Source organism: Hyphomonas atlantica corrig., from assembly GCF_000682715.1.
Classification (GTDB): domain Bacteria; phylum Pseudomonadota; class Alphaproteobacteria; order Caulobacterales; family Hyphomonadaceae; genus Hyphomonas; species Hyphomonas atlantica.
Genome location: NZ_AWFH01000001.1, coordinates 433,008 through 451,555, shown reverse-complemented (window position 1 = coordinate 451,555; position 18,548 = coordinate 433,008). Strand labels below are relative to the sequence as shown.

Genomic DNA, 18,548 nt, shown 5'->3' with positions numbered 1-18,548 from the left:
TGTCTTTTCCCTTCAGCCCCACGGGCCGGCTTGTCGGCGTGGGGTCTCGGCTTTTTCCGAGCTCACGCCCATTTCGGCGGCCATGCGGCGCAGGGCCTCGATCCGGTTAGCGGTTGCCGGGTGGGTTGAGAACAGATTATCTGCGCCGCGACCACTAAGCGGATTGGCGATGTACATGTGCGCCATCGCCGGATTGCGCTCTGCCGCCATGTTCACGGACGACCGTGTGCCGCGTTCAATCTTCTGAAGGGCTGAGGCGAGCCAGAGCGGATTTCCGCAGATTTCCGCGCCGCGCTTGTCAGCCTCGTATTCGCGCGACCGGCTGATTGCCATCTGCACGAGGGCCGCTGCCATGGGTGCGAAGATCATGATCGCCAGAGAGCCGATCAGGCCCGAACGCTCCCGGCCAAAGAACATGGCAAAATTGGCAAGCATGCCGATGGCGCCAGCAATCGTGGCCGTCACAGTCATGGTCAGCGTGTCGCGGTTCTGAACATGGGCAAGTTCGTGCGCCATGACGCCGGCAACTTCTTCGCGCGAGAGCGAACCAAGCAGTCCCGAAGTTGCTGCAACGGCGGCGTTTTCCGGATTACGGCCAGTGGCAAAGGCGTTCGGTTGCGGTGTCTCGATGACATAGACGCGGGGCGCGGGCATGCCTGCACGCTCTGCCATGCGGGCGACATCCGCTGCGAAGGTGCGCAACATGGGGGAGGAGGTTTCAGGCGTCACTTCTTTTGCGCCCTGCATGCGCAACACGATCCTGTCTGCATTCCACCAGGAAAAAATGTTCATGCCCGCCGCAACGACAAAGGCGATGATCATGCCCATTGCGCCGCCAACCAGATAGCCCACCGCCATGAACAGCGCGGTCAGCGCGGCAAGTAACATGAAGGTTTTTGCGGTACCCATGGGTGACACGTCTCCGGTAGTTTCAGTCTTGGGGGTGTTTAAACTTCCCACTAATCTATATGGGGATTGTTAACGAATTGGGGAGTGCAAATGAGCACACCAGACTTTCTTGATGAGGCCGAAATAGCGCGCCGGAATACTTTGCCTGCTGCGGCGCGGCGCGCCCTGGAAGAGGCCGATGCCCGAAAGGCCAAAGAGGCTGAAGACGCCGCTGCGCTTCCGGAAGACGAACGCGGTGGCCCCCGAAAGATCGAGCCGACCCGGTATGGTGACTGGGAACGCAAGGGCATCGCTTACGATTTTTGATCGCGAGTCCGGCGCTAGAGGCCTAGCACCTTCTTGGCGATGATGTTGCGCTGGATCTCGTTGGTCCCGCCATAGATTGATTGAGCCCGGCCGCCGAAATAGGTGGCGACGTCCGGCGCGGCGAATGCGGGCAGGCTATCTGGCAAATCCCCGGCCTTGCCGAAGGGCTGGCCGAAATGGCCGACAGCATCCAGCATCAATTCCGTAATCTGTTGGTGCGTTGTTGTGGCCAGAATCTTTACCGTCGATGCTGCGTCTCCCGGTGATCCGCCTGCGGAGAGGGCGGATAATATGCGGAACACGGTCATCTCCAGCCCATCGACGGCCATTTCCGCTTCCGTCAGCTTGCGGGCAAATCCCGGATCATCAATCAGGCGGTAATTGCCATTTTCCGGCATTTCGCGGGCGATGTCGCGAACATGGCGCAGCATGGCGCGCTTGCCGCCAATGCGGGCATAGGAGGTGCGCTCGAAACCGAGCAGGTATTGCGAATAGGTCCAGCCTTTGCCTTCCTCGCCGATGCGATAGTCTTCGGGCACGGTGATATTATCGAAGAAGACCTCGTTCAGCACATGTTTGCCATCGATTGTGATGATCGGCTTCACGGTCACACCGGGGGCATCAATCGGACAGCAGATGAAGGTGATGCCTTCCTGCTTCTTGCCAGCATCCGAGGTGCGCGTGAGCAGGAAGATCCAGTCCGCATGCTGCGCGGCGGACGTCCAGATCTTGTGGCCGTTCAGCGTGTAGGTGCCATTCTCCAAAACAGCGCTGAACTGGAGAGAGGCAAGGTCTGATCCCGAACCCGGCTCGGAATAACCTTGCGCCCAGCCGACTGAGCCGTCGCGGATGCCGGGCAGCCATTTTTCCTTCTGCGCATCAGACCCGAATGTGTAGATAACAGGGCCGACATAGACGACGCCCATCGGCGTGACGGTCGGCACGCCGGCGCGTTCCAGTTCTTCGTCAAAGACGTATTGCTCCTCGACCGACCAGCCGGGGCCGCCATATTCCTCCGGCCACGCACTGGCGAGCCAGCCCTTTGCGCCGAGCGCCATTTCGGACCGGCGGACTTCTGTTGTGGTCAGGGCAAGCCCTGCGCGGTTCTTCTCGATGATGTCCTTCGGAAATTCGGTCTCGAAGAAGCGGCGGACCGTCTGCCGAAAGGTTTCGGTCTCTGGGCTGAAGTCTAGATTCATGGCGTTTTCTCCCTGCCCAAAAGCGTAGGGCAGGGCCTGCCTCAAGCAAGCCCTGCCCTCGCGTCGCCCGGTTGGACGATCAGGTTCCAGCGGAGATTACGCCGCCTGTTGTTCCGCGATCCACTGGTCGACCCTACGTTCGAGGATTTCCAGTGGCATGGCACCGCCACCTAGAACCGTGTCGTGGAAGCCCTTGATGTCGAACTTGTCGCCCAGTTCGTCTTCGGCCTTCTTGCGCAGCTGCTGGAGCTTCATCATGCCGATCTTGTAGCTGGTCGCCTGTCCCGGCATCACGATGTAGCGCTGGATCTCCGAGCGGGCCTGCGCCTCTGTGATGGCTGTATTGTTCAGGAAGTATTGGACTGCTTCTTCCTCAGTCCAGCCCTTGGAGTGAAGGCCGGTGTCCACGACCAGCCGGATGGCGCGCCAGATTTCAGAGCCGAGTCGGCCGAAATCGGAGTAGGGGTTCTGGTAGGTGTCCGGGAATTCCGTGGCGAGCCATTCGGAATAAAGCGCCCAGCCTTCGATATAGGCGGTGAAGCCGGCCTGGGTACGGAATTGCGGCACGCCTTCCAGTTCCTGCGCGATGGAGATCTGCATGTGGTGACCCGGAATGCCCTCATGATAGGCGATCACTTCCAGTTCGCGCTTTGGCATCGCTGTCATGTCTGACAGGTGAGCGTAATACGTGCCGGGACGTGTGCCATCGGGCGTGCCCGGATAGTAGTGCTGGGCTGCGCCATCCTGCTCACGGAACGGCTCCACGCGCTTCACGACGAGGTCGGCCTTCGGCAGGATACCGAAGAATTCCGGCAAATTCTCCTTGATGTTCTCGATGTCGCGGGTCGCGTCGTCGATATAGGCCTGACGCCCCTCATCCGTATTCGGATAGTAGAAGCGCTCATCATCCTTGGAATCGCGCAGCATCGTGAAGAATTCCTGCAACGTGCCTTCGAAACCGACTTCCTGCTTGATGGCTTCCATTTCTTCGTGGATGCGTGCCACTTCCTTGAGGCCGATCTCGTGGATCTCGTCAGCGGTCAGGTTCGTTGTCGTCTGCGTGGCGAGGAGGTGATTGTAATATGCCTTGCCATCCGGTTGCGTGTCCGCACCGACCGGTTTGTCGGAGTCTGGCGAATTCGCCATGTCTTCCTCGGCAAAGGCGATGATCGCTTCATAGGCGGGCAGGAAGTAGTCGACGAGGGCAATGCGGGCTTGTTCCAGCTTGGCGTCCGCCTCTTCCTCGGTCAGGTCACCGGACTCTTTCAGCTTGGCAATTTCAGACTTCACGTCCGCGTATAGGGCGCTGTCTTCGCCCTCTGTAAACGGCGCGCCAGTGATGACTTTCTGCGACTGGTCGATCACGCCTTCATAGGCGAATTTCGGCGCATGCACGCCGCGCGCAGCAGACTCGCGCGCCAGATCAATGGCTTCGTTCATGGCGCGGCCACTTTCGCTGATCCGGGTGATCAGCGCGTCCAGATCTTCCACGGAGTCCACGGAATGGAAATTAATCAGGAAGGTCGGGACAAAGCCCTGCGGTCCGTTCATCTGATCAAAGACATAGCCATTGTAGAGATATGCGTCGCCAGCGACTTCTTGCTCGGTCTGGTACTTCCAGATGTCGTAGGAAATCTTGTCGGCGGGTGAGAGCGCGTCATAGTCGAACTCGCGCTCCATCTCTTCGGTCGCGGCCACGCGCCAGGCGAGCTGCTCCTTGTAGCATTCGATGGTGAAGCAATCGATCTGGTCATTCTTGTCCTTCCGGCCGAGAAATGTCAGGCCAACCGGGCTGAATTGCAGCTCTTCTTCATACTTGGCGTCGAACCAGGCATTCAGGCGTTCCCCGTTCGCGGCCATCTCCTCGGCGGTGATTTCGGGCTTGTCCGGTTCGGCGGCTGGCGTGGTTGGGCCGCACGCGGTCAGCGCGAGGGCAAGGGCAATCGCGGTGGCGGTTTGCTTGATCATGAGGGAACTCCGGAAAATTTTTCTCGAATAACGATAAGACTTGGTATTCCTTTCCGCGGCGCTGTGTCAATTGGCAAGTGCCTTTATGGGCGCTAGGGGAGGGGGATGACTGATCCACGTATTTCTCCTGATGATACTTCCCGCAATGACCAGCGCGTCCTCCGTGTCGGCACGCGGGGATCTCCCCTGGCGCTTGTGCAGGCGCGGCAAGTGGCGGCGGCGCTCGAAATCCATTCCGGCGGCGCTTGGCGTGGAGAGATCGTGACGTTCACGACATCCGGCGACCAATTGACAACCGAGCGGCTGATTGATGCGGGCGGCAAGGGCCTGTTCACCCGCGAACTTGATGCGGCGCTGGATCGTGGCGAGGTCGATGTCACGGTGCATAGCCTGAAAGACGTGCCGTCTGTGTTGCCTGACGGCCAGCGATTTGTGGCGTTTCCGGAACGCGAAGATCCGCGCGAGGGCTTCCTGTCGCCGCATGCGAAATCTCTCGCCGACCTGAAACAGGGTGCGCGGGTCGGGACTGCCTCCCTCCGCCGGGAGGCGCAGACACTTGCCCAGCGCCCCGATGTCGAGATCGTGACCTTCCGGGGGAATGTCGCCACACGCATGCGCAAGCTCGAAGACGGCCTGGCGGACGCGACGTATCTCGCAATGGCGGGCCTGACCCGTCTCGGCATGGCACATCTCGCCAATCCCATTCCGCTTGACGACATGCTACCGGCAGCGGGACAGGGCATCGTCGGTGTCGTGGCACGGGAAGACCTGCCAGAGGATGCGGCGGCGGCCTTTGCAAAGATGAACCACGCGCCGACCGAGGCAGCCGCACATATCGAGCGCGCCTTTCTGGCCGCGCTGGATGGAAGTTGCCGGACCCCTATCGCGGCGCATACGTTTGACGAGGGCGAGACCTGGTTCATGCGGGGTGAAGTTCTGTCGCTGGACGGCAAGCAAACTTGGTCCGCAAGCGGATCATGCGTGAAGAATACGTCGCAGGATGCGCTCGCCGCGCTCGGGGCAGAGCTTGCGGGCAAGATCAAAGATGCGGCAGGGGGAGAGCTCCCGGCCTTTGGTGGCGCATGGTGAAGCCCCCCGTCATCGTGACGCGGGCCGAGCCGGGCGCGTCCGAAACGGTCGCGCGTGTGCGCGAGCAGGGGCTAAGCCCGATCCTGTCCCCCATGCTGACCTTGTGCCCGTTGAATGCGGTGGCGCCAGATCTGGGCGGAATTTACAATCTCGTTTTCACCAGTGCGAATGGTGTCCGCTATTTTGTCGATGCTGTTGGCGGGATCACGGAGCAGGTCGCTGACGTGTCGGCTTGGTGTGTCGGGCCCGCGACCACAGCCGCCGCTGAAGACGCGGGATTCCAGAAGATTATCGCCGGTGATGGCAATGCGGACGATCTGGCCCGCCTGATCCTGTCGTCCGAAGATCAGGGTGATGGCTTCCTGCATGTGGCCAATGATGCCGCTGCCGGGAATTTGGTGGCCACCCTGAAGGCTGCCGGGCGCGACGCGAGATTTTTGCCCTTGTATGAGACAGTGCCCGCACAGGCGTTTTCGGAAGAGGCAAGCGATGCCTTGCGCTCAGGGGAGGAGACGATTGTGCTCATCCACTCCGCGAAAGCGGCGACCGCATTCGTGGATCTTGCCATGGGGCTTGCCTCTGAAACGTGGACAATGATTGCGATTTCGGAGGCCGCAGCAGCTCCGCTGAAACCGCTTGGCGCATCCCGCATTATTGCAGCGGACAGGCCGAATGAAGACGCGCTTGTCGCCGCGCTGTGCGAGGCCAGCAAAGGGCTTTGATCGGCGCCATAGTCTGTGCGAATGTGGCGGAAACTCCCGTCTGAAGGGAAAGCAGGATTCATGACTGAAAACGCCACACCTGACGACGATCCGATTGGCACGAGCGAGCCGATAGATGCGGATTTCGAGCCAGCGCCCGAAGGGGCCGCGAGTGGAAAGCGTGGCTTGTCTGCCGGACCGGGCTGGCTGGGCGCAACCATCCTGTCCCTGTTCGCGGCGGGACTGGGCGGCATACTCGGCATGGCGGGCACACGCTATATCGCGGATACCTCAACCAATCCCGGCATGGTTGAAAGCCGACTCGATGAGATGAAGGCCGGTCAGGAGGAGATTTCCATCAGGCTTGCCCGAACCATTCGGGAGCAGGATGGGCTGGGCACCAATCTGGCGGCGCTCTCATCCGAGGTTAAGGCGCTATCGGATCGCGATCCGGCTTCCGACGGTCAAGTGGACGATCAGGCCTTGCAGGAGCTAGCGCAACGGATCGCGGCGCTGGAATCTGTCGACACTTCGGGCGATGTCAGCCCCGAGGACTTGTCGCGTTCTGTCGCCAGCCTCGAAACCCGCCTGAACCGCATGGCTCAATCGGTGGAACAATTGCAGGAAGCGCCGGACGGCGTTGAGGTCGAGCGGGTTATCGAACTCGAAACACAGCTCGCGGAACTACGTGATGATCTGAATGAGGCGAAACTCTCCAGCCGTCAGGATGCCGAACAATTGGCCGGATTGATTGAAGGCATGCGGCAGGATGAGGCCAAGGCCCGTGGCGCGGCGGAAGCGGCCGTGCAAACGGCAGAGATTGCGCGCGCGGTATCTTCCATAGAGGCCGCCTCGCGCAGGGGTGGCGGCTTTGCGCCCGAATTGCGGACACTGAGGTCGCAGTTTCCGAATGACGCTTCTGTGCGCCAGCTAACACCCATCGCTGATGATGGTGCCCCCACAGTCGCTGAGCTGCAGACCTCTTTTGAGGCAGCGAAAGGCCGCGCGGAGGCGGCTCTGTCTGGCGGAGGAGAGGGGCTGTCCTGGCTCAATCGCGCTTTCGGGGATGCAGTCAGCGTTCGCCGAATTGACGGTGAAGACAGCGATCCGCAAGCGATTCTCGCGCGCGCCGAGGAGACCCTGGCAGCAGGCGAGATCGCTGAGGCACTTGCCCTGGTCGAGCGGCTGGACGGCGCCTCAGCGTCCGAGATGGCTGACTGGACCGAACAGGCAAACCGTCGCATCACTTTGGAAACGGCGCTCGAAAGCTTGCAACAGCGCCTGCTTGAAGGAAACAATAGCGCCCCATGAACCGGATTGTCCTGTTTGTCCTGATCCTGCTGCTGTTTGCAGTCGCTGCGACATTTGCCTGGTGGGCGTTATCTCTGCCGGGGGCTGTCACATTCCCGTATGGCGAACAGGAGATTTCGGTCCAGTCGGGCCTGGCAGCCTTCCTGTTGCTGATATTGGGCGGGGTGATAGCCTTCGTGTGGTGGATCGTCAGCGGCCTGTTCATTCTGCCCGGCAAGATAGGAAAGAACCGCCAGGTGTCGCGCACGCGCAAGGCGAACTCTGCGTTGACGGAAGGCCTGCTCGCCGCCGAGGCAGGCGATGCCAATACAGCTCTGAAGCTTGCCAGAAAGGCGGCCAAGCATGCCGATGATGAGCGGTTGCAATTGCTGCTCGAAGCGCGCGCTGCTGAAGCGAATGATGATTGGGCCGGGGCTGAACGCGCCTGGGGCCAGCTGACGCGCCTTCCGGGCGGGCAACTCGCTGGCCTGCGCGGGTCTGCCACTGCAGCGGCCGAGCGCGGCGATCAGCAAACGGCCGAAGCACGCGCCCGCGAAGCGCTGGGCATCAAGTCCAATGCCGACTGGCCCTTCAATTCGCTGTTTGATCTCCAGGTATCGCGGGGCGAATGGACCAAGGCGCTCGAAACCCTGTCGATTGGCGAGAAGCGCGGCCTGATCAAGGGCGACAGTCTGCGACGTCGCCGCGCCGTGTTGCATACGGCCCGCGCCGTCGGCTTGCCGCTTGGCAGCAAGCTGGAGGCGCAAAAGGAACTTGCCGAAGCGCTGCGCTCGGCGCCAGCCTTTTCGCCGGCAGCCTGGCATGGCGCACGTCAATTGATGACGGATGACAAGGCCAAATCGGCGCAGACCGTGCTGGAAACCGGCTGGAAAGCGCGCCCGCACCCGGCATTGGCGCAATTGTCCCGCCGTCTTGTGCCCCAAGACGCGCCAGAGAATATTGCGGCTCGCCTGAAGGAGCTGATCAATTCCAATCCACAGCATCGCGAAAGCCGGATCCTTGAGGCTGAACTGTCGATGGATGCTGCTGACTGGACCGCTGCCATCAAGGCGCTGGCGCTGCTGGTCGAGGAAAAGCCGACAGCACGTCTCTGCCTGCTCATGGAACGCGCGCTCAAAGGCTATGGCGATACGTCTGAGGCGGATCGTTGGGGCCGGATGGCTGTCTCAGCCTCGCGCGAGCCGGACTGGTCAGACCTCGATCCGAAGGGGATGGCGTTTGACTTTTCCCAGAGAGATTGGAGCCGTCTTGTGTATGCCTTTGGCGATGTCGGGGACCTGGTACATCCGCGCTATGAATCCTTCGGACGAGAACTCGAAGCAGGCCGCGTCGTTGCCCTGCCAGCACCGGGCGAGGAAGACGATGTCGCCACGCCCAAGGCCCCGGATGAGCGACGCATGCCGCCGCTTGACTATGTAACCGACGACGACTGACGCCCGGCGCGCCGGTCAGCAGAGACAGCTACAAAAGCGTCTTGCGAAATCCCGCCCGTCTCGGTATGAGGCGTGGCTCATAAATGGATAAGCCGCTATAGCTCAGCTGGTAGAGCATCGCATTCGTAATGCGGGGGTCAGGTGTTCAAGTCACCTTAGCGGCACCATTTCCTTCCCTGCAATTCGTTCCCTTCACGGCGCCGTCCAGAAATGAGCGTGCCATTCGTAGATCCTGCGCGAAATGTTGGCGTTCGGTCAGGGCGCGGTCCGCGTCAGGCAGGCGGAGGAGATAGGCGGGATGGACCGTCACGAGCAAGGATGCCCCGCCGGGGACTGGCTGAATTTTTCCGCGCACATCTGATATTCTGACCGAGTGACCGAGCACGCCTCGCGCAGCGCTTGCGCCAAGCGCGATGATCAGATCCGGTTGAACCTGCTGGCGTTCCAGGTCGAGCCACCAGCGACACGTATCGATTTCTCCGGCATTTGGCCGCTGGTGCATGCGTCGCTTGCCGCGCGGCGTGAATTTGAAATGCTTGACGGCATTGGTGACATAGGCCGCGCTCCTGTCCAGACCGGCTTCGGCCAGCATCGTGTCGAGCAATTGTCCGGCAGGCCCCATCAAGGGGCGTCCGGCAATGTCTTCCTGATCGCCAGGTTGCTCTCCCACGATCATCAATCGTGCGTCTTCAGGCCCTTCGCCCGACACGCTTTGAGATGCGTCCTTGCAGAGCGGACACCGCTGGCACGCAGAGATTGCCGAGCGGATTCCGGCGAACGTTTCCAGCGTCGGGGCAGGGGCGGCTTGAGCGGCGCGTTGGCGGTCCAGATGTGTGGCCAGCGGATTGGGGGCTAGGAGCGGCTGAGCCTGCATGGAGCGGGCTCGGGTCGGCGCCGTCGCGATCAGTTCGGGGATCAAATCCGCTTCCGGCAAATTCTTCCAGTACTTTCGTGGCATTTCCGATGTCATCGCACTGATCTTCAAGCGCGCCGGATTGAAGATGGAGCGGAAATAGGTGCGCCATTGGTCCTCCACGGCGTCATCTGGCGGAACGTCGGATCGCTGGCCACCCTCGCTGAAGCGTAGTGAGCGCCCATCCCAACAGGCGGTTCGGTCCGGCGTGACGATAATCCAGTCCATGTTTGGAAACCGGCGCTGGAAGAAGGGCGCGCTAAGCTCCAGCGTGCGATGGGTCGGCTCGAACCACGCCGCGAAGGTCTCCCGACCATCTGGATCGGTTCCCGTCTCCCGGAACCGAACAAAGGCATGGGTCTTGTGGATATCCCGGCGTACCGCCTTGTCGCAGGACATGAGCCAGCGAATGTCATCGTCTGTTACCTGATCAATGTGCAATGTGCGCGCCTGCAGGCGGAACAGAATGTGATAGAGACGGGCAAATCGCTGCGGGTCGGTATGACAAATGGTGCGGCGCGCCAAATCTATGAAGCGCTTTGAAACGCGCATCGGAGATGCCGGCTTGGCGGCGGATGGTTGGAATGTGGCAGCGGACAAGAGATCGCTGGGTGCGCCCTGTATCTTCCAGTCGACCGCATCCGGAGCAATGGCTTCGGCTAGAAGGCCGCGTGCGAGTCGTCGCCATCCTCCGAAATCCGTTTCATGTTCCAACTCGGCGGCGATCATGTGAACAGGTCCAGCTGCTTGGGCGCTGGAAGGAATCGCTGCTTCAGGTCCGCCGTATCTGTCAGCTTTCCGGGTGACCATCCGGATGCCGTAATGAAGGGGCGAACAGTTTTCAGGCTGCGAACGATTCGGCCGAGATCATCCAATGTCAGCCGGGTGTGGCGCCGCGCGGCGACGATGCGTTTGGCACTGGTTGGGCCCAGGCCCGGGATGCGTAGCAACTCCTTATAGCTCGCCCGGTTGATATCCATCGGGAACAGGCCGCGATTCCGCAGGGCCCAGGACAGCTTCGGGTCCACGTCGAGGTCCAGCATGCCATTGTCCGCAACTGATGTGATTTCCGCCGTCGTGAACCCATAGAAGCGGAACATCCAATCGGCCTGGTAAAGCCGGTGTTCCCGGATCAGGGGAGGGCGGATGGGCGGCAGGTCCGCGCTGGCGTCTGGAACCGGGCTGTAGGCGGAATAATAGACGCGCTTCAGGCCATAGCCCGCATAGAGCCGGGCGGAGGAGTTGAGAATGTCGGCGTCACTGGAGGCATCTGCGCCGACAATCATTTGTGTGGATTGTCCACCGGGCGCAAACGCCGGAGGTTTTGCGCGTTTCAGGATACGGCTGGCTTTCGCGTCCTTTACGTTATCAATCTCATAGCGGATATCCGCCATCGCCTTGCGAATGGTCTGTCCGCTTTTCTCCGGGGCGTAGTGCGTCAGTCCCTGTTCGGATGGCAGCTCCACATTCACCGACAATCGGTCCGCATGTTTGCCGGCCAGCCGGATCAGTTCCGGATCTGCCTCGGCGATCGTTTTCAAGTGGATATAGCCGCGAAAGCCATGATCCTCGCGAAGGCTGCGGGCCACCTCCAGCAATTGCTCCATTGTGTAATTCGGCGAACGGATAATCCCGGAGGAGAGAAAGAGCCCTTCAATATAGTTGCGTTTGTAGAAGTCGAGCGTCAGTTTGACGACTTCTTCAACGGAAAACCGCTCGCGTTGTACGTTCGAGGACGACCGATTGATGCAGTAGCGGCAGTCGAAGATGCAGAAATTCGTCAGCAGAATTTTCAGCAGTGATATGCAACGACCATCAGGGGCATAGGAGTGGCAAATCCCCATGCCTTCTGTTGAACCAATCCCGTTCGTGCCAACCGAGTTTCGTTTCCTTGATCCGGATGATGCGCATGACGCGTCGTACTTTGCCGCGTCTGCGAGAATTTCCAGCTTCTGAATGAGGGTACGGCGCGCCATGATCCTGCTCCTGTTGATGCGAGAACATATCAGGAACTTTCTTGGCTGCACTAATCTATGTCAGTCGCTGCGACGCGGGGTCACTCCAGTATGTAATCAGCTTCAGCGACATATCGGCTGGGGCCGTTGCCCATGTGGCTGGAGTAGAGGTGGAAGCCTTCTACCCAGAAGGATCCGCTGCGATAGGCGTGGTGACGTTCGACCCAGGCGCGGGTCTCGTCCAGTGGCGTGCCGTGCAGGTAGGCGAGGGTCACATGGGGCGTGAACGGGCGACGATCCAATGGCAGGCCGAGACGCCGTGCCGCCTGATCGCACTTGGCAGAGAGCGCGCGCAAGGGATCACTTTCTCGCACACGGGCCCAGACCGCTGATGGTTCCCGGCGTCCAAACCAGCCCATGCCTTCGAGGGACAATTCAAACGGCGGACAAGAGATGGCGGCGAGCAGCTCGTCGAGATCCCGTGCGTCCGTATGCGAGACGTCTCCGAAAAAGCGGAGCGTGATGTGGAAATTTTCTTCCGGTCGCCAGCTCGCGCCGGAAAGCCCGGTCTGAGTTTCCATCAAGCCGGGATGGAGCTGGTCCGGGACGGCAATGGCAGCAAACAATCTATACATGACTGGGTTGAAGCCTGTTCTGCGCAAAAAGAAAACCCGGCGCGCGGGCCGGGCTTCCAGGAAGATTGATTGTCGGCAGTATCAGCCGGCCAATGCGTCCAGCTTGCCGAAATGTTCGGCCAGCAGGTAGTAGAACGTGACGCGGGATTTGTTTCCGCCTTCAGCGCTCATCTTGTCGCAAACAGCCTTGATCGCGTCGTCCAACTCGCCCTGTGTGTGCGGCAGCCCCAGCTTGCCACGGCACCACTTTTCCCGGATGCGGTCCAGTTCACCAGAATCGCTGCACGCCACAATCGAGCTATCCCGATTGCGAAGAGCAATTCCCAAACGTCCCACGATTTTTTCAGCGGCGGCCTGATTGTAACCGTTCGCATATTTCTTGATATTTTCGGCATATTCTGATGCGTCTGCCATTTACGTCCCCTTCATTCTAAGCGCCCCCACTGTTGGAAATGCGCCAGAACACGAAAATTAACCTTGGTCAAAACCAAGTCAATGGACAACACGAAGTTGAGAGCAGCACTAAATAGCGAATACTACTCGTTTGAAGCTTTGATTAGGCGGAAATCAATCAAACAGTATCAATTACTAGCAGTTTCTGCCAATTACGCTGGCCTTTTGATGTGTGGTGGGACTTTGCAGGCCTGAAAAGCCCGTTCGGGTCATCTACCGGTTCAGCTTGCGAAAATCGCTGGTCTCACCCATATTCACAGTAAGTTTGGCGGGGAAATCCCCGCCGATCACACAGAAAGGGTAATCTACCTATGAATGACTTTAATCGTGCCTATTCGCCGGGGCCGACTGGCCAGACGATGGACATGTCGGTCAATGAGGGCCTGCGCAGCTTCATGCTGGGCGTCTACAACAAGATGGCGCTCGGCCTGCTGCTGACTGCGGCGCTGGCCTATGCCTTCGGTGCGCTCGTACCGGAAAGCGTCACCCTCACACTTCTGACCGGGCCGATCGGCCTTGTCATCATGTTTGCCCCGCTGGCAATCCTGCTTCTGTCCGGCTTTGTGATGAAGAATCCGTCGCCGACGGCGGCCAATCTCGTCTACTGGTCGGTCGTCTCGCTGATTGGTGTCGGCATGGGCGCTATCGTCTATGTGTACGCGCGCCAGCCGGACGGCATGTTGATCGTGTCAAAGGCTTTCCTGACCACGGCCATCGCGTTCGGGGGCCTGTCGCTCTACGGCTACACAACCAAACGTGACCTTTCCGGACTCGGCGTATTCCTGATCATGGGCGTCATTGGCGTGATCGTGGCGTCGGTCCTGAACATGTTCATCTTCAAGTCGAGCATGTTCCACATGGTGATTTCCGTGGTCGGTCTGCTCGTATTTGCTGGCCTCACCGCCTACGACACGCAACGCCTGAAGAACATGTACTTCCAGATTGCCGGCAATGCCCGCGCAATGGCCGTTGCCACCACTTTCGGTGCACTCAGCCTGTACCTGGATTTCGTGAACATGTTCCAGTTCCTGCTCGCCATCATGTCGGGCCGCGACTAGTCAGATCGGCGTAACGCATTTAGATGAAGCCCCGCCTGCAAGGCGGGGCTTTTTTTCATTGTGCCGCAGAGGGAGATTGTCATGGCGATTGGTCCAATCCTGGAGACGGAACGTCTCGTCCTGCGACCTCCGGCCAAAGAAGATCTACCTGCCTGGAATGCCTTCCATTCCGATCCAGAAGTCATGGCGCACCTCGGCGGTGTTCAGGGGCCTGAACTGACCTGGCGGTCAGTCTGCGGCATGGCGGGCGCGTGGACGATCGAAGGGTTCTCCATGTTCTCTGTGATCGAGAAGTCGACAGGTGCATGGGTTGGCAGGCTTGGGCCGTGGCGTCCGGCTGGATGGCCCGGTACCGAGATTGGCTGGGGGCTTGCGCGCTCGGCTTGGGGGAAGGGCTACGCCACTGAGGGCGCGTCGGCTGCGATGGACTATGTGGTCGATATCCTCGGTTGGACCGAGATCATTCACACAATCCTGCCGGAGAATGTGGGCTCCATCCGCGTGGCAGAACGCCTTGGCAGCTGGTATCTGCGCAAGGAAAAGACTCCACCACCTTTCGAGGGCATGATGTGGGATGTCTACGGACAAACGGCCGATGAGTGGCGGGCGCGTCGCGCTCACGCCTGATCAAGCCTCTGTGAGGTGTGGGCATTTCGTCTCGCCAGCGGCGTTCCGGGCGCTTAAGCCTCATCGGAGATTTCAGGAGACGACCCATGATCCGTACGATTCTGCTCAGCCTCGCAATCGCTTTGACCGCCTTACCCGCAAGCGCGCGCGAAACTGTCGAGATGCGCGCAGAGGAAGGCGGGACTGCGCCTGCCATCCCCACGCCGGATGTTGGCCTCGCCATCGGCCAGACTGTGCCGCATGTCGAACTGGTTCGCACGAATGGGGCCATTGCTGACCTGCCTGAACTGATGGGGGAGAGGGGCGCCGCAATTGTGTTTGTCCGGTCGGTAGACTGGTGTCCTTATTGCCAGAAACAGCTGAAGCAGATCGACGAAATTGCAGGAGAATTGTCTGAGCTCGGATGGCCGCTCGTGGCAGTTTCCTATGATGATTCCGAGTTGCTGGCTGAGTTCTCGGAAAAGCATGGCCTTTCTTATGAATTCGCATCCGATCCGGAGTCTCAGGCCATCAAGGACTTTAACCTCCTCAATGAGGGGATGACTCCCGGTTCTCGCTACTATGGCGTGCCGCACCCGGCGATCTTCTTCGTGGACACCGATCGCTCGGTCCGCGCTGTTCTGCGCGAAGAGAGTTACAAGGACCGGCCCGCCATGGAGATCGTGCTGCATATTGCAGCCCAACTCTAGGAGAGGGGTGTTCATCGCGCCGTCTTGCCTTGTAAGCTTCATGCAACGTGGGACTGGCAGGAGGAAAGCGATGAAGAACCGCAGGGCAATTGCGAGTGTGCTTGCGAGCGCGTGGATACTGTGTGGGCAGGCATCACTGGCGCAGGACGTTGCGCTTCCGGAAGACATTGCCGCGACCACGCAAGGCCTGATCGATGCCGGCCTTCAGGATGACGTCGGCCTGAAATTCGTCGAGGATCTGACCACGGAGATCGGCGCCAGGCTCGCCGGATCGCCTGATGAGGCGCGGGCGCGTGTCTGGTCGATCAATGAACTCAAGGAGCTGGGCTTTGACGCTGTGCGCGTGGAAGACTTCACCATTCCGTACTGGGCACGGACGCGGGAAAGTGCGCGCGTTACCGGGCCAAATGCACAGGATCTCGTCATCACGGCCTTGGGCGGCAGCCGCGCGACGCCGCAAGGCGGACTGGAAGCGGAACTTGTGCGTTTTGAATCGCTCGCGGAGCTGCAGGCCGCTGACCCTGCCACCATCAAAGGCAAGATCGCGTTCATAGACGAGCATATGTACAAGACGCAGAATGGAGCGGGCTATGGGCTGGCCGTGCGCAAGCGTAGCGGTTGCGCCAAGGCTGCGGCTGAAAAGGGCGGTGTCGCGTGTCTTATCCGGTCTGTGGGAACCCAGCCGCGTCGCATGCCCCATACCGGCGGCATGTCACGCGAGGGCGCGCTTGGCGATCTTCCGGCAGCCGCGCTTTCCGGCCCGGATGCAGACCAGCTGACCCGCCTGCTCGCGCGGGGGCCTGTCTCGGTGAATCTGGATATCGGGGTGGAGTATGCCGATGCTGCGCCGTCAGGAAATGTGATTGCTGAAATCGAGGGAACGGACCTGAAAGACGAGATCGTCCTGATCGGATGCCACCTCGATAGCTGGGATCTGGGCACAGGTGCGCTGGACGATGGCGCCGGGTGCGGCATCGTTGTCGGTGCGGCAAAGCTGATCGCGGATCTGCCGACCAAGCCGCGCCGTACGATCCGTGTGGTTCTCTATGGTTCAGAAGAGGTCGGCCTGTTCGGCGGCGCGGCATATGCCCGCCAGCATGCTGAGGAGCTCGAACAGCACGTGCTGGCAGCTGAAAGCGATTTCGGGTCAGGGCGCATCTGGCGGTTCCAGACGAATTTTGGCGACTCTGCTTTGCCCTATGCGGCGATCATGAAAGAGGTTCTGATGCCTCTGGGTGTTTCGCCAGGTGACAATGCCGCTGGTGGCGGGCCGGACATCGGCGTGCTGCGCCGGGCAGGGGTGCCAGTCGTAACGCCCGGTCAGGACGGCCGTGACTATTTCGACTATCACCACACGCCAGACGACACATTCGACAAGATCGACGCCGAGGAGTTCCGCCAGAACGTGGCTGTGTACGCGGCGTTCACCTATATCGCAGCCGACACAGGCTGGAATTTCCGAAACGAGCCGATGAGCCCAGTGGGCACAGAATAGGCGCCTCGCGTGGCGGCTGCTGACAAGATCACGCCAGCTCTGGCAGGTGCCTTGGAGGCGCTGAAACTGGCGAGGCGGGAAGTGGCCGAGGTCGAGCGCGACCCGGAGCGCTGGCGTTGGGTGAGCGTCGGTCTTGTTACTGCGCTGAAATGCGCAGCCATCGCGGCGCTGTCAGCCTATGAGACGGCAAACGATGCCGACACGCTGGACCTTAAGTCGCCGACGAAGGTGGCGCCCTTGAAACTGTTGCTGCGCCGCGCCCGCTCTGACGAGTTTCTGCTGCCGCCGGAACAATTGCCGGCAACGGCGCGCCAGATCGAAGCGGTCTTGAGATTGGCGGCCTATCGAAATGATGTGCTTCACGGCGGGGCGGGGGATCGCGCGGCGTCTATCGTGGGAGACGCGAACACTTGCGTGATCCTGATCCGGCATTTCCTGGAAGGTGCGCCAGCCTTTGATCCATCTGACTACGCCGTCCATTGCGCTTTGGTGTCGGATGAGCTGACAGCGATCGAGGCAGCGTTGAGGCAACTTGGTTAATATTGAAGTCATGACCAGCTGCGATAAGGGCAGGATGCGCGCGACGTGCCGGTCTCTTGTGTTCCTGTTTTCTGCGTTCGCCCTGACGGCGGCGATGCCGGAGACGTTTTCGCGTGAAGAGCTCGACGCGCTGGAAGCTGAGCGCGTTGCGGCAGAGCGCAAGCTGGAGGCGCTCGAAAGCGCTGGCGAGACAGCCCTCAGCGACATCAAGAATATTGATACGCAACTGATCGCGGCGGCGATGGAATCCCAGCGCCGGGAAGAACAGGCTTCGAGTGCCGAAAAATCCCTGATCGATCTCGGGACGCGTCGTGTATCGGCGCAAATGAAATTGCTTGAGAACCGCCAGGCACTAGAAGACCTGCTTGCTGCGCTCGCTGCATCGAACAGGCGCAAGCCACCTGCGCTGATTGTATCCCCCAACAAGGCGAATACCGCTGTGCGCCGTGCCATTTTGATGAGCGAAACAACGCCGCGTCTTGCCTCCCAATCAGAAGAACTAGCAACCGAAATCGAATGGCTGAACGAACTGGAGCGGCGTATCCGGGGCGAAAAGGCGAGACTGGAAGCAGCGGAGGCCACCCTCGCGCTGAAGCAGGTCGAGATCGAGCGGCTGGCCGCAGCCAAGCGCGGCAATTTCGAAGACTTGTCCGGAGACATCGCTGCGCTGAAGGCCCGGGCGGCGGAAATCGGCGCGAAGGAGCAGGATCTGCGATCCCTGCTGGAGTCGCTCGAGGCCCAGGCCCCGTCTGCGCCCGGTGTGAAACCTGAATTGCGACCACGCCTCGTCTCCAGCTCGCCTTCGTCTCGCCAGTCTTCCTCTTCCATCCAGCGCTCACCTTCTTCGCGACCGCTTGGGAAGGCGGTGTTGGGCGCACTCAAGCCGCCAGTCGCGGGGCAGCTGGCAAGGGCGTTTGGGGAAAAATTGCCGACTGGCGGAAAATCGGAATGGGTGGCTTTTGCCACGCGGGCCAATGCACAAGTCGTCGCGCCTGTAGGCGGTACAGTGGAATATGCCCGTCCGTTCCGGACGTATGGATCAATGTTAATTTTGCGGACGAGTGACGGCTACCATGTTATTCTTACAGGTATGAGCCGGATCTATGTCACTGAAGGCCAAGGCGTTTCTGCAGGCGAGCCCGTGGGCCGGATGCCCGACCGCGCAGACCCCGTTCCCGAATTGAATATGGAATTAAGGCTTGGCGACAAGGTGATGAATCCGGCAGACTGGTTACCAGGCCGGAGCTAAGGTCAAAGGATTATGGAG

The 18,548-nt window shown here is 60.3% G+C and carries 18 protein-coding genes and 1 tRNA gene; 12 read left to right on the top strand and 7 right to left on the bottom strand.

The features are described 5' to 3' along the window. Positions 1-12: 12 nt before the first annotated feature. Positions 13-909: a zinc metalloprotease HtpX gene (gene htpX, locus HY36_RS02215; protein WP_035547599.1), complete on the bottom strand. Its 897-nt coding sequence runs from the start codon at positions 907-909 to the stop codon at positions 13-15. 90 nt (positions 910-999) lie between these two features. Here htpX and HY36_RS02210 point away from each other — a divergent pair, with 90 nt between their 5' ends. Continuing rightward, positions 1,000-1,215 (top strand): DUF1674 domain-containing protein, encoded by a 216-nt coding sequence (locus HY36_RS02210; protein WP_035547596.1) that lies wholly within the window; start codon positions 1,000-1,002, stop codon positions 1,213-1,215. 14 nt (positions 1,216-1,229) lie between these two features. Here HY36_RS02210 and HY36_RS02205 read toward each other — a convergent pair whose 3' ends face one another. Next, entirely contained in the window at positions 1,230-2,414 is a 1,185-nt protein-coding gene (locus tag HY36_RS02205; RefSeq protein ID WP_035547594.1) for an acyl-CoA dehydrogenase family protein, read from the bottom strand. Between the two features lie 96 nt (positions 2,415-2,510). Next, positions 2,511-4,382 carry a DUF885 domain-containing protein gene (locus HY36_RS02200; RefSeq protein WP_035547591.1) on the bottom strand — a complete coding sequence of 624 codons (1,872 nt, stop codon included), beginning with the start codon at positions 4,380-4,382 and terminating at the stop codon, positions 2,511-2,513. A gap of 105 nt (positions 4,383-4,487) precedes the next feature. Between HY36_RS02200 and hemC the strand changes: the two genes are divergently transcribed. The 5 genes from hemC (at position 4,488) to HY36_RS02175 (ending at position 9,083) form a co-directional block, all read left to right on the top strand. Beyond that, positions 4,488-5,471 carry a hydroxymethylbilane synthase gene (hemC, locus tag HY36_RS02195; protein WP_051602405.1) on the top strand — a complete coding sequence of 328 codons (984 nt, stop codon included), beginning with the start codon at positions 4,488-4,490 and terminating at the stop codon, positions 5,469-5,471. Further along, a complete protein-coding gene (locus HY36_RS02190) occupies positions 5,465-6,193 on the top strand; it encodes a uroporphyrinogen-III synthase (RefSeq protein WP_035547589.1) in 729 nt (242 codons plus the stop codon). The genes hemC and HY36_RS02190 overlap by 7 nt, the downstream gene beginning before the upstream one ends. Before the next feature lie 60 nt (positions 6,194-6,253). Beyond that, positions 6,254-7,483 carry a COG4223 family protein gene (locus tag HY36_RS02185; protein ID WP_035547586.1) on the top strand — a complete coding sequence of 410 codons (1,230 nt, stop codon included), beginning with the start codon at positions 6,254-6,256 and terminating at the stop codon, positions 7,481-7,483. Then, complete coding sequence (locus HY36_RS02180) at positions 7,480-8,916, top strand: heme biosynthesis protein HemY (protein WP_035547583.1); 1,437 nt, start codon at positions 7,480-7,482, stop codon at positions 8,914-8,916. The genes HY36_RS02185 and HY36_RS02180 overlap by 4 nt, the downstream gene beginning before the upstream one ends. Positions 8,917-9,007: 91 nt before the next feature. Beyond that, a tRNA-Thr gene (locus HY36_RS02175) sits at positions 9,008-9,083 on the top strand. Here HY36_RS02175 and HY36_RS17565 read toward each other — a convergent pair. The 4 genes from HY36_RS17565 to HY36_RS02150 form a co-directional block, all read right to left on the bottom strand. Beyond that, complete coding sequence (locus HY36_RS17565) at positions 9,062-10,558, bottom strand: UdgX family uracil-DNA binding protein (RefSeq protein WP_051602453.1); 1,497 nt, start codon at positions 10,556-10,558, stop codon at positions 9,062-9,064. The genes HY36_RS02175 and HY36_RS17565 overlap by 22 nt on opposite strands. Then, complete coding sequence (locus HY36_RS02160) at positions 10,555-11,805, bottom strand: putative DNA modification/repair radical SAM protein (RefSeq protein ID WP_035547574.1); 1,251 nt, start codon at positions 11,803-11,805, stop codon at positions 10,555-10,557. The genes HY36_RS17565 and HY36_RS02160 overlap by 4 nt, the downstream gene beginning before the upstream one ends. An 80-nt stretch (positions 11,806-11,885) precedes the next feature. Continuing rightward, a complete protein-coding gene (gene thpR / locus HY36_RS02155) occupies positions 11,886-12,419 on the bottom strand; it encodes an RNA 2',3'-cyclic phosphodiesterase (RefSeq protein ID WP_035547572.1) in 534 nt (177 codons plus the stop codon). Positions 12,420-12,500: 81 nt separating this feature from the next. Further along, positions 12,501-12,833 carry a DUF2853 family protein gene (locus HY36_RS02150; protein ID WP_035547570.1) on the bottom strand — a complete coding sequence of 111 codons (333 nt, stop codon included), beginning with the start codon at positions 12,831-12,833 and terminating at the stop codon, positions 12,501-12,503. Positions 12,834-13,183: 350 nt separating this feature from the next. On the opposite strand from HY36_RS02150, the gene HY36_RS02145 reads away from it, so the two are divergent. The 6 genes from HY36_RS02145 to HY36_RS02115 all read left to right on the top strand — a co-directional run bounded on the left by HY36_RS02145 (position 13,184) and on the right by HY36_RS02115 (position 18,530). Beyond that, positions 13,184-13,930: a Bax inhibitor-1/YccA family protein gene (locus HY36_RS02145; RefSeq protein ID WP_035547567.1), complete on the top strand. Its 747-nt coding sequence runs from the start codon at positions 13,184-13,186 to the stop codon at positions 13,928-13,930. An 81-nt stretch (positions 13,931-14,011) separates the two neighbouring features. Further along, positions 14,012-14,557 (top strand): GNAT family N-acetyltransferase, encoded by a 546-nt coding sequence (locus tag HY36_RS02140; protein ID WP_155841634.1) that lies wholly within the window; start codon positions 14,012-14,014, stop codon positions 14,555-14,557. 86 nt (positions 14,558-14,643) lie between these two features. Beyond that, positions 14,644-15,246 (top strand): peroxiredoxin family protein, encoded by a 603-nt coding sequence (locus tag HY36_RS02135; RefSeq protein ID WP_051602404.1) that lies wholly within the window; start codon positions 14,644-14,646, stop codon positions 15,244-15,246. Positions 15,247-15,316: 70 nt separating this feature from the next. Continuing rightward, positions 15,317-16,741, top strand: coding sequence for a M28 family peptidase (locus tag HY36_RS02130; RefSeq protein WP_051602403.1), 1,425 nt, complete (start codon positions 15,317-15,319; stop codon positions 16,739-16,741). 9 nt (positions 16,742-16,750) lie between these two features. After that, positions 16,751-17,281, top strand: a complete 531-nt coding sequence (locus HY36_RS02120) for a hypothetical protein (RefSeq protein ID WP_051602402.1) — start codon at positions 16,751-16,753, stop codon at positions 17,279-17,281. Between the two features lie 10 nt (positions 17,282-17,291). Continuing rightward, entirely contained in the window at positions 17,292-18,530 is a 1,239-nt protein-coding gene (locus tag HY36_RS02115) for a murein hydrolase activator EnvC family protein (RefSeq protein WP_081805982.1), read from the top strand. Positions 18,531-18,548 lie beyond the last annotated feature (18 nt).